This window comes from Rhodococcus sp. NPDC057014 (assembly GCF_042673295.1).
GTDB lineage: Bacteria > Actinomycetota > Actinomycetes > Mycobacteriales > Mycobacteriaceae > Rhodococcus_F.
In genome coordinates this window covers 1-10,192 of the sequence record NZ_JBHUSF010000324.1, presented here as the reverse complement: position 1 = coordinate 10,192, position 10,192 = coordinate 1, and the positions used below count along the sequence as shown (strand labels likewise).

At 70.3% G+C, this 10,192-nt stretch carries 9 protein-coding genes; 3 read left to right on the top strand and 6 right to left on the bottom strand.

The window, feature by feature from the left end; genetic code table 11:
* Positions 1-1,481: BTAD domain-containing putative transcriptional regulator (locus tag ACFTZB_RS37750; RefSeq protein ID WP_378439828.1), on the bottom strand; the 1,481-nt coding region annotated here is incomplete at its 3' end.
* An 86-nt stretch (positions 1,482-1,567) separates the two neighbouring features.
* On the opposite strand from ACFTZB_RS37750, the gene ACFTZB_RS37745 reads away from it, so the two are divergent.
* On the top strand, positions 1,568-2,446 hold the full coding sequence (locus tag ACFTZB_RS37745) for an alpha/beta fold hydrolase (RefSeq protein WP_378439826.1): 879 nt from the start codon (positions 1,568-1,570) through the stop codon (positions 2,444-2,446).
* A gap of 116 nt (positions 2,447-2,562) precedes the next feature.
* Positions 2,563-3,453, top strand: coding sequence for a class I SAM-dependent methyltransferase (locus ACFTZB_RS37740; protein ID WP_378439824.1), 891 nt, complete (start codon positions 2,563-2,565; stop codon positions 3,451-3,453).
* Position 3,454: 1 nt separating this feature from the next.
* On the opposite strand, the gene ACFTZB_RS37735 is transcribed toward ACFTZB_RS37740, so the two are convergent.
* Both ACFTZB_RS37735 and ACFTZB_RS37730 read right to left on the bottom strand, forming a co-directional pair.
* Complete coding sequence (locus tag ACFTZB_RS37735) at positions 3,455-4,264, bottom strand: MBL fold metallo-hydrolase (RefSeq protein WP_378439822.1); 810 nt, start codon at positions 4,262-4,264, stop codon at positions 3,455-3,457.
* A gap of 60 nt (positions 4,265-4,324) precedes the next feature.
* A complete protein-coding gene (locus ACFTZB_RS37730; RefSeq protein WP_378439820.1) occupies positions 4,325-5,092 on the bottom strand; it encodes a thiazole synthase in 768 nt (255 codons plus the stop codon).
* Between the two features lie 206 nt (positions 5,093-5,298).
* Between ACFTZB_RS37730 and ACFTZB_RS37725 the strand changes: the two genes are divergently transcribed.
* Positions 5,299-5,514 carry a hypothetical protein gene (locus ACFTZB_RS37725; protein WP_378439818.1) on the top strand — a complete coding sequence of 72 codons (216 nt, stop codon included), beginning with the start codon at positions 5,299-5,301 and terminating at the stop codon, positions 5,512-5,514.
* An 8-nt stretch (positions 5,515-5,522) separates the two neighbouring features.
* Here ACFTZB_RS37725 and ACFTZB_RS37720 read toward each other — a convergent pair whose 3' ends face one another.
* The 3 genes from ACFTZB_RS37720 to ACFTZB_RS37710 are packed head-to-tail and all read right to left on the bottom strand — an operon-like array spanning position 5,523 to position 10,091.
* Positions 5,523-7,694 carry a tetratricopeptide repeat protein gene (locus ACFTZB_RS37720; protein WP_378439832.1) on the bottom strand — a complete coding sequence of 724 codons (2,172 nt, stop codon included), beginning with the start codon at positions 7,692-7,694 and terminating at the stop codon, positions 5,523-5,525.
* 40 nt (positions 7,695-7,734) lie between these two features.
* Positions 7,735-8,745 carry a glutamate ABC transporter substrate-binding protein gene (locus ACFTZB_RS37715; protein ID WP_378439816.1) on the bottom strand — a complete coding sequence of 337 codons (1,011 nt, stop codon included), beginning with the start codon at positions 8,743-8,745 and terminating at the stop codon, positions 7,735-7,737.
* Positions 8,745-10,091 (bottom strand): hypothetical protein, encoded by a 1,347-nt coding sequence (locus tag ACFTZB_RS37710; protein WP_378439830.1) that lies wholly within the window; start codon positions 10,089-10,091, stop codon positions 8,745-8,747. The genes ACFTZB_RS37715 and ACFTZB_RS37710 overlap by 1 nt, the downstream gene beginning before the upstream one ends.
* Positions 10,092-10,192: the final 101 nt, after the last annotated feature.

Below are 10,192 nucleotides of genomic sequence, written 5' to 3'. Positions count from 1 at the left end.
CGCATCGCCCGGTACCACGTCGTGAACACGGCGACGAGCGGTCGCTCGTGCCGCCCGGCCAGGTCGTCCGCAGCGGCGGCGTGCTCGTCGGCGCCGGCGAAGTCGCCGAGCGCCCCGAGCGCCTGAAGACGAACGAGATGCCCGAGTACCTCGAAGTTCACGAACCCGTGTCGCACCGACAGCGTGATCAGTTCCCGGCCGATCGCATCCCGCTCGGGGGCCAGGCCCGAGCGGTGGAACGTGTGCATGAAGATGCCGTTGAGCGCGGACGCGAGCAGCGCCGGGTCGTCGAGTGCGCGGGCGATCGCCTCGGACTCCCGGGCGGCCCGCAACACGCGGTCGCCCGGTGTCCCGCGGGACTCCAGGGCGATCGTGGCCAGCAACCGAGCACGGGCGGTGTCGTGGTCACCGGGCGACAGCCGTGCGAGCGTGCGTTCGGCTGCGGCGACGATCAGCGCCGCCTGCCCCGGGTCGTCGGAGCGCGTCCAGATGGCGGGGACGTCGTAGGCCCCGATCACGCGGGCGGTGAGTTCGGGGTCGCCCAGTCGTTCGGCGGCGACGATCGTCGCGAGCCGTTGCTCCCGGGCCGCCGCGAGACCGCTGCCGCCGGCCACGGCGAGGCTGCGCAGCAGCCCGACCGTCGATTCAAGTCGCGCCCGGGCACCGGACGCCACCGTGCGGTCGTAGGCGGCGGCCGCGCGCTCCCACATCCGGTCGGGGTCGAGTTCGAGGCGGTCGTCGCGGCGCAGGATGTCGGTCTCGAGGGACGTCAGCTGCGGGCTCGGGTCGATTCCCAGCTCCTCGGCGAGCAGCTCCCGCGCCCGGCGCAACACGGCCAGTGCCTCACCCTGGCGGCCGGAGCGGTAGAGGGCGAGGGCCAGCAGCCGCCACGCCCTTTCCCGCCAAGGGTGTTCGGCCACAAAGGCATCGAGGTCCGGTACGGCCTCGGCGGCGAGCCCGGCGGCCAGCCGGGCCTCCGCCCGCCGCTCCACCGCGGACAGTCGCAACTCCTCGAGCCGCGTCCTGTCGGCGTGGGCCCACGACTCTCCGGCGAACTCCGCGTACGACGGGCCGCGCCACCACCCCAGCGCTTCCTCCAACAGTTCGAGGGCCCGCCCCGGTGCGGCGGTCGCGGCCTCGGCGACCGCGTGCTCGAACCGCCACGCGTCCACGGACTCCGGGCCGGCCCGGAGCGCGTACCCGGGACCGTCGGTGACGAGCAGCCTCGCGGCGGTGCGGGCCGCGCGCTGTGGCTCGAGGGCGCGTCGCAGTGCGGAGACGAACGTGCGGACCGCGCCCTTCGCTCCGGCGGGCGGGTCGACCCAGAGGTCGTCGACGATGACGCCGACCGGGACGACCCGTCCGCGGGCGACGATCAGGCGGGCGAGCACCGCCCGGTGACGTGGTCCCTTCAGCTCGACGGGGCCGCCCGTCTCGTCCCACGCGACCACCGGCCCGAGCACACCGAACGTAGGAGTCACTCCGCCACGGTATAGCGCTCATCGAATGCTCATCGACCGCCCCGAGACTGGACGAGAACCACCCCGAGCACGGAAGGCCACCACCCATGACCCCTGTCATCCCCGGATTCGACTACCAGCGCGTGACCGTCGCCGACGACGTGGACCTGCACGTCGCGGTCGGCGGTTCCGGCAGCCCGATCGTCCTGCTGCACGGTTTCCCCCAGACGCACCTGATGTGGCGGCACGTCGCCACCGACCTGGCCGCCGAGCACACCGTCATCTGCCCGGACCTGCGCGGCTACGGCGCCAGCGGCAAACCCGCCGAGACGGACGGCACCGTCTACTCGAAGCGGACGATGGCCGCCGACGTCGTCGCGCTCGCGAAGGAACTTGGCCACGACCGGTTCGCGCTGGCCGGGCACGACCGCGGCGCGCTGGTCGCCATCCGCGCCGGACTCGACCACCCCGATGCGATCAGCCATCTCGCATCGCTCGACGTGCTGCCCACGTTGGACATGTGGGACATCCTGCACGGCGCGGACGCCGCGGTCGCGTTCCACCTGTACCTGATGGCGCAGCCGCCCGGCCTGCCGGAGCAGATGATCGGTGCGAGCGCCGACGCGTTCTTCGGCCACTTCCTCGACGCCTGGACCGCGGATCCCGACGCGATGCCCGCCGACGTGCGTGCGGAGTACCTGCGGGCGTCCCGCGACGCCGTGCCGTCGATCGTCGCCGACTACCGGGCGTCGGCGGGCATCGACGTCGAACACGACCGGGCGGACCGGGCCGCCGGGAACCACCTGCGGATGCCCGTCACCGTCGTCCAGCAGGACTGGGGCAGCGTGCTCGGCTACGACGCCGCGGGCCTCTGGCGGGCCTGGGCACCCGACTTGGTGCACGACGCCCTCGCCGCGGGTCACTTCATGGCCGAGGAAGCGCCCAGGGACATCGTCGAGGCCGTGCGTGCGCTTCTGAAGAGGTGAACGCCGAAACAGGTTGTACAGCAGCATGATAGAGACAATCTGCGCAGCGGCGTAGACTCGCCGGGGAGCCTGGTCGGTCGCCACGGCCGACCTTTCGGCACGATCGGGAGGTATTCATGCGCACCGACGGGGATTCCTGGGACATCGTCAGCAGTGTGGGGCTCACGGCACTGGGGGTGGCGACGTTCCGGGCGCTGGAAACCGGCCGTCCCGATGCGCTGATCCGCGACGACTACGCGCCGTGGTTCGTGGAGGCCGCGGGCGAACCGCATTTCACCGGGCTGCTGGCCGACCCGTCCTCGCTGGGAGACACACCGTTCTCCGGTTTCATGGGGTTCCGGACCCGGTTCTTCGACGAATTCTTCCTGACGGCCGCGGCGGACGGCGTGCCGCAGGCGGTGATCCTCGCAGCCGGGCTGGATGCGCGGGCGTATCGCCTCGATTGGCCGGCGGGCACGACGGTGTTCGAGGTCGATCAGCCGAAGGTGCTGGAGTTCAAGGGGGAAGTGCTGTCCGAGCACGATGCCCGGCCGAAGGCCGATCGCCGCGCGGTGCCGGTCGATCTCCGGGACGATTGGCCCGCCGCCCTCCACGCCGCAGGCCTCGACCCAGCCAAGCCCACCGCGTGGTCGGCCGAGGGACTGCTCGCGTACCTGCCGGGCGCGGCACACGACGCGCTGTTCGAGCGGATCGACGAACTGTCGAGTCCGGGTAGCCACCTCGCCGTGGACAACTTCGCACCGGGCACCGACGCGAAGCGGTTCGACGAGATCAGGAAGAAGTACTTCGACAAGGACCCGTTCGGCGACCTCGACATCACCCAGTTGTTCTACGGCGACGAGCGCGCCGACCCGGAGCACTGGTTGACCGAGCACGGCTGGTCGGTGCGGAGTTATTCTCCGTTCGCGCTGGCCGAATCGTACGGTCGGCCCGCCCCCGAACTCCCGGAGGAACTCGCGGACCTGGCCGATCGCGCGACCTACCTGACGGCAGTGAAGACCGGATGAGTCAGCCCCGCTCGGCGGCGAGTTCCTCGAACAGCGTCGGGTCGTGGGCGGAGAAGACCCGGACCCGCGGGGCCTTTTGATTGTTCAGTTCCCGGAGCCGGCGGTGGTTGCCGCGGATCTTCGAACGGTCCACCGCGATCAGCTCTTCCATCACCCGCAGGGCGCGACCGGCGGTTCCCGGTGGCACCTGCCCGGGGGCGGCGACGGTGCTGCGGTGGTAGAACGCGTCGCCCGCATGCAGCAGCCAGCCGCGGTCGCCGGTGTCGACGGCCACCGCAGCGTGTCCCCGGGTGTGCCCGGGCATCGGGACGAGCACGATGCGGTCGCGGACCCCGTCGATCGGATGTGCGCCGGAGAAGCCGAGCACGGATTCGCCCGGCCCCGAGTAGGTGTGCGTCGTGGGCCGCGGGGTGAGCTGGGCCGGACGGTACCGCACCTTCTCCCGGAACGACGAACGCTGCTCCGACGCAGCCTCTTCCGCGGCGGTGGTGTGCAGGGTGGCATTCGGGAAGTCGGCGACCCCGCCGATGTGGTCGAAATCGAGGTGCGTCGCGACGATGTGGGTCACGTCCGAGGAATCCAGCCCCAGCTTGTCGAGTTGGCGGACCGCAGTCTCCGACTCGCGGAACCGGGCGCCGGTCAGCTTGGCGTACTTGCCGACGCGACCGGTGGGGTCGGCGACATCCGCCAGCCCGAAACCGGAGTCGACCAGCACGATGCCCGCGTCGGTCTCGCATGCCAGCACGTGGCACACCAACCGCCCCACGAGCGCCGAGGAGAACGAGCCGCAATTGAGGTGGTGTACCCGCATGGGCGTTCACGCTAGCCGAGTCGGCCTCCGCGGGCGCCCGATTACACCGCGACCGGGAACTTACACCGCGACCGGGGACGAGGCCTGCGCCCAGAACCGTTTCGGTATCCGCCCGGCGGTCCGGGCGCGGCGTCCGGCGGTGACCGCCCCGGCCATCGCTGCCGCCATCAGCGGCGGGTTCGCCGCCCTCGTCACCGCCGAGGCGAGCAGGACGGCGTCGCAGCCGAGTTCCATCGCCAGCGCCGCATCGCTCGCGGTGCCGATCCCGGCGTCGAGGATGACCGGAATGTCCGTGCGCGCGACGATCATCTCGATGTTGCGGGGATTGGAGATGCCGAGCCCGGTCCCGATCGGCGACCCGAGTGGCATCACGGCGGCGCACCCGGCATCGACCAGGCGCTGCGCGAGCACCGGATCGTCGTTGGTGTACGGCAGCACGACGAAGCCGTCGTCCACGAGTTGTTCTGCTGCCGACACGAGTTCGATCCCGTCGGGGAGCAGCGTGCGCTCGTCGGCGATCACCTCGAGCTTGATCCAGTTGGTGCCCAGTGCCTCCCGGGCCAGCTGCGCCGTCAGCACCGCCTCCGCGGCGCCGCGGCACCCGGCGGTGTTCGGCAACAACGCAATGCCCAGCCGATCGAGCAGTTCGAGCAGACCGGTTCTCCCGACGGCATCCACCCGGCGCATCGCCACCGTCGTCAGTTCGGTGCCGGAGGCGATCAGCGCCTCTTCGAGAACCGCCAGGTTCGCCGCACCCCCGGTGCCCATGACCAGTCGCGACGAGAAGTCCCGGCCCGCGATCGTGAGTGCGTCGGTGTGAGTGCGCATAGGTACCTCTCCGATCGGCTCGAGTACCCGAACCCTACGGTCGAACCGCCTCCGACGTCAGAGCCACTTGTGTGCTGCGTCATAGGTCCAGATTGGACCCCTGCGTCGCCGTTCTTCTGGATCTTCTGGACCCGTACCAGATGCCGCAGAGTTGTGGGTCGGATGAGCTGAGTGGCACACGCCGCGACGTCACGATCGGAGCAGACATGAACACGATGGTCGCCAGCTGGAACCGCACCGCGAGGTCGAGGGAGGAGCAGCGCCTGGCCGCGGAACTGGAGGATGCCCGGCGACGCATCATCGAACTCATGGGCCAGCTCGCCGAAACCGTGCGCAGCCGTGACGCTTTGAGCGACCGGATGCAGGTGATGGCGTGGAACGCCCGGTGGGGCCGCGGACCCGTCGGATTCGGAGGGCTCTGATCCGGGCGCTACAGCCACGTGGTCGGGCGGATCAGATTCGCGAGATCCACCAGCGTGTACCGGTGCCTGCGCTCGGGGGCCTTGCGGGCGAGGGCCCGGAGCGCCGCCTCCGCCCCGGTGCGCAGACCGCGCTCGGTGAACGGCACCCCGAGGATCCTCGTCGCCTCTGGCACGCCGCCGGCGTGTAGCCAGTCCACGGCCACGCCGAGAACGAGGACGCGGGTCTGGAGCGCGCGACGCTCGTCGTGGGCGAGCAGTTCGACCCGGCGGGCCGCCTCCTGCAGATCCCGTTCGCTCACCTCCGCGAGGGGCCGATCGTGGACGAGCATCAGCACACTCGTCAACCGCGCCTCGGCGTAGTGCCGGGACGTCGGCGGCACCTCGTCGAGCGCCTCCACCGCGTTCACCCGGTCGTCGCGGTGCTCGAGTTGCCGTGCCAGGCCGAACGCCGCACTGACCGCGCCGTGATCGGTGCGCCACACCGTGCGGTAGTACTTCTCGGCGGTCCCGCGCCACCGCCCGAGGTTCTGGCCGGCGCGGTATTCGCACCACATCTCGGACGTCGCCGCGAGCGCGAGTTTCGGGGCCTCCTCGCCCGGCAGCGCCGTCAGGACCGAATCGAAGCGGGTGAACGCCTCCTCGAAATCGCCGCCCACCAGAGCGCACAGCCCGGTGTGCCAGTCGACGCGCCACGTGTCCTCGAGTTCGTGGTCGAGGGATTCGAGGATGGTGGCGGCATCACGCGGCTGCCCGAGGTCGAGGTGCGCCCGCACCTCGGCGAGCGGGATCTCGATGCTCGTGGACTCCACACCCTCCTTCGCCGCCACCTCCTTCGCCCGGTGCAGCGAATCGAGGAGTTCCCGCGGCCTGCTGTGCACGACGGACAGCAGCGGGGCAGCCGGATCGTCGGGGTCCACCAACGGAATCGGCAGTGCCCGAACGATGCTCATCGCGCTGATCCGTTCGTCCCGGCGATGCCCGTCCACGTAGACGTCGGTCCGGCTGATCGTGAGGTCGGTCCCGAACGTCGTGCGCTGCGGGCTGAAACGGTGGGACAGTCCCGGCTGCGGGTTTCCGGTCCGCTGCGCCCGCACCTCGCGCAGAACACCCTCGAGCTGCGTCGACATCTCGTCGGCCGAGGCGAAACGCTTGGCCGGGTCGGGGTGGATGGCCCGCAGCAGCAGCCGCTGGTAGAACTCGTATTCCGCCAGCAGCGGCGCCGCCTCCGGAGACGGCAGGCCGTCTACGTAACAGCCCCCGGCGGTGGGCATGTCGAGGGTCAGCACGGCGAGCGTGCGCCCGACGGTGTAGATGTCCGACGCGACGGTGGGCCCGGTGGAAGCGATCTCGGGGGCTTGGTAACCCTGTGTGCCGTAGATGTATCCGTGATCGCCGATCCTGGCGACCGCGCCCATGTCGATGAGCTTGAGCTGGTTGTAGTCGTCGCCGATCATGATGTTCTCGGGCTTGAGATCGTTGTACACCAACCCCATCGAGTGCAGGTATCCGAGCGCGGGCGTGACCTCGAGGAGGTAGCGGATGGCATGCTCCACCGGCAGCCTCGGCTTCGGGTCGTCGGGCGCCGCCTCCTCCTTCAGTTCGGTGAGCACGTCCCGCAGGGTCCGGCCCCGGACGTACTCCATGACGATGTAGCCGACGGGATTGCCGTCCATCCCAGGGTGTTCGACGAAGTTGTAGATCTTGACGATGCTCGGATGCGTCACCTCGGCGAGGAACCGGCGCTCGGCGAGCGCCACTTCCTGGGCCTCCGGGTCGCCCGAGTGCAGCAGGCCCTTGAGGACGACCCAGCGGTCGCTGACGTTGTGGTCGAGCGCGAGGTAGATCCAGCCGACGCCGCCGTGGGCGAGGCACCCGAGGACCTCGTACTGACCCGCCACCAGCTCGCCCGCCTCGAGTTGCGGGGCGAACGAGAATACGGTCCCGCAGTGCGTGCACACCCCCTCCGTGTCACCCGGCCGGGCCGCGGTGGACCGTCCGACGGGCCGCTTGCAACGGTCGCAGTACCGTTTGTGCTCGGCGAGAACGGGATTGGTCAGGAGCATCGACAGGTCGGAGGTGTGGGCGGCGTCCGGCTCGGTGCGGGACGAGGGGACGTCGTCCTCGTCGTCGTCCGCGAACGGGTCGAACCGCACACCCCGCGTGGATTCCGGTTCGTCCATCGGCGTTCGCCTGGTCTCGTCGCTCACGGTCGATGACACCTCAGTCCCGGTAGGTGGCGGTCGGCGGTCCGGTGACGGGTCCCAGCACCGTCAACCAGCTGTCGTAGAGCCTCATCCACGTTCCGTCTGCGCGCATCCGATCCAGCGTCCCGTTCACGAAGCGCACCAGATCCTCGTTGCCCTTGTTGACCCCGATACCGTACGGCTCCGACTGCAGCGGCGGGCCGACGATCTCCAGATTCGGATCCTGCTCGGCGAGCCCGGCCAGGATGGAGTCGTCGGTGCTCGCGGCGTCGGCCCGGCGCTGCTGGAGCGTCACGAGGCAGTCGTCCCAGTCGGGCACCGTCACGATCGTCGCCGTGGGCTGCACCCGGCGAACGGTGTCCAGTGAGGTGGTGTCGGCGACGGTGCAGACGCGCTTGCCCGCCAGATCCTCCGGGCCGGAGATACCGGAGACCTTCGGCACCAGCAGTCGCTGGTACGCCTGGAAGTACACGGTGGAGAAGGCGACGCGCTCGGACCGTTCACACGTGATCGTCGTGCTCTTGACCACGATATCCACGGCCTTCTTCTCGAGGGCGTCGAAACGGTCGCCCGACGTGAGCAGGCGAAAGTCGACGCGGGAGGGGTCGCCGAACAGGTCCCGCGCCATCTCACCCGCGACGTCGACGTCGAATCCCATCAGCATGCCGGTGGTCGGGTCCCGGAAACTGAACAGGTTGGTGTTCTGGTCGATCCCGACGACGAGCCTGCCGCGTGCGGTGATCTCGGCCAGCGCACTCCCCGGCGCCCGCAGGTTCGGCGCGGTGACCGGGCGCAGACTCGCCAGCGCGCCGCAGGAGTCGGGTGCGGGTGGCTCCGCGGGCACGTCGCCGGTCGGCGGATGGATCTGAAGCCCGTTCGTCAACGGCTGTTCGGAGTAGTCGCCGCTGGCGATGGGAGTGAGGGGTTGCGGGGCGGCGCATCCGGCCGCGAGAACCGTGGCCGCGGCAGCCGAAAGGATGAGGACGCGCGGGCACGTCCGCTGTCTCGGTCGCCTCACCCGCGTCATCAGTGGTACTCGTTCAGTCTGGGCCAGATCCCCCCACCGACGGCGAACCCGCAGAGTACGCCGATCACCATGCTACCGACCGCGAGCAGCGACAACGAGCGAAAGGACTCGGTCATTCCGTCGAGTTCCTCGCCGCGGAAGCTGTCGATACCGTGCTGCAGCGCCTCGTCGAGGGCCGCGAACGTCGCGGGAGACGCGGAGTCCGCCGGGCCTATCGCGACGGCCGTCGCCCCCGGGTAGTCCCCCACCTCCAGCCTCTGCTCCAGCATCTCGTGCGCGTGCCGCCAGTCGCCGAGCGCCGTCACCGCCTCGTCTATCGGCTGCGTGGCTCCCGGTTCGTGAGAACCGCCCTGCAGCCCCGCGAGGACGTCGGCCAGCGCGGCGGAGCGGCGGGCGTAGTCGATCTCGGACTGTTCGTCGGAGCCACGCTGCAGCAGCGCGAGGGTCTCGTCGGCCCGGGCCTGCTGAGCGAGGATCCGCGCCTGGGTGATCGTCGCGAGTGGTTGCGCCCCTTCGGTTCTCGCGCGGTTCGTGGCCGCGGTGGAGACCAGGGCGGCGCCGGCCAGCCAGATCAGGAGGGTGGCGGCGAGCAGAGACGCGACGACCAGGCCGGGGTTGATGCGGCGTTTGCTCTTGCGCGCCAGGTACACCTGCGCGAGGACGAGCGCGACGAGCAGGGCGACGGTGGCGGCGAACGCGACTCTGGGGAGCCGTCCGGTGAGGACCTGGGTGTCGGCGACGGCCCTCGACTGCTCCGAGTACAGACGCTGGGCGGCCGGCAGGATCGTGTCCTGCATCATCGAGGAGGCGTCGCTGAGGTACGCGACGCCGACCGGGTTGCCCGAGCGATTGTTGGCGCGGGCCGTCGCGATCAGCGTGGTGTACGCGGCGAGGTTCCGGGACACCTCGGACAACTGGCCGAGGGCGGCGGCGTCGGTCGAGTCGACCCCGTTCGACGCGGTGACCAGCGCATTCGACGCGTCCCCGATCGCCTGGTTGTACCGGTTGCGGACGGCGATCGGCTCGACGCCGCCCGAGATGAACGACGTGGCCGCCGCGGCGTCGGCGATGGACAGCGAACTGTAGAGCCGTTCGGCCGCGTAGGTGAGGGGTTCGGTGTGCGTGCGCAGCGTCTCGATGCGTTGTTGCCGGGCGCCGATCGCCGCCGACGTGACCGCCCCGGTCGCCAGCGCCGCGGTGACGAGCACGATGCCCAGCACGGACAGCCGTCCCGGGGTCGAGACGAGGAATTCCCGCCACGGCCGGCGCCGGGAGTCGGGCTCGACGAGCAGCGACTCGTCGAGCGAGTGTTCTTCGGTGACGACGTCGTCTCCGCGGTGGAACACGGTGTCCTCCTCCGCCGAGGTCTTCTGCAAGTGTGCCCCGATTCGCGGCGGGTCGTGCCGGAAAAAGCCGATGTGGCATCGGGGGCACAAAAGAGGGGCAG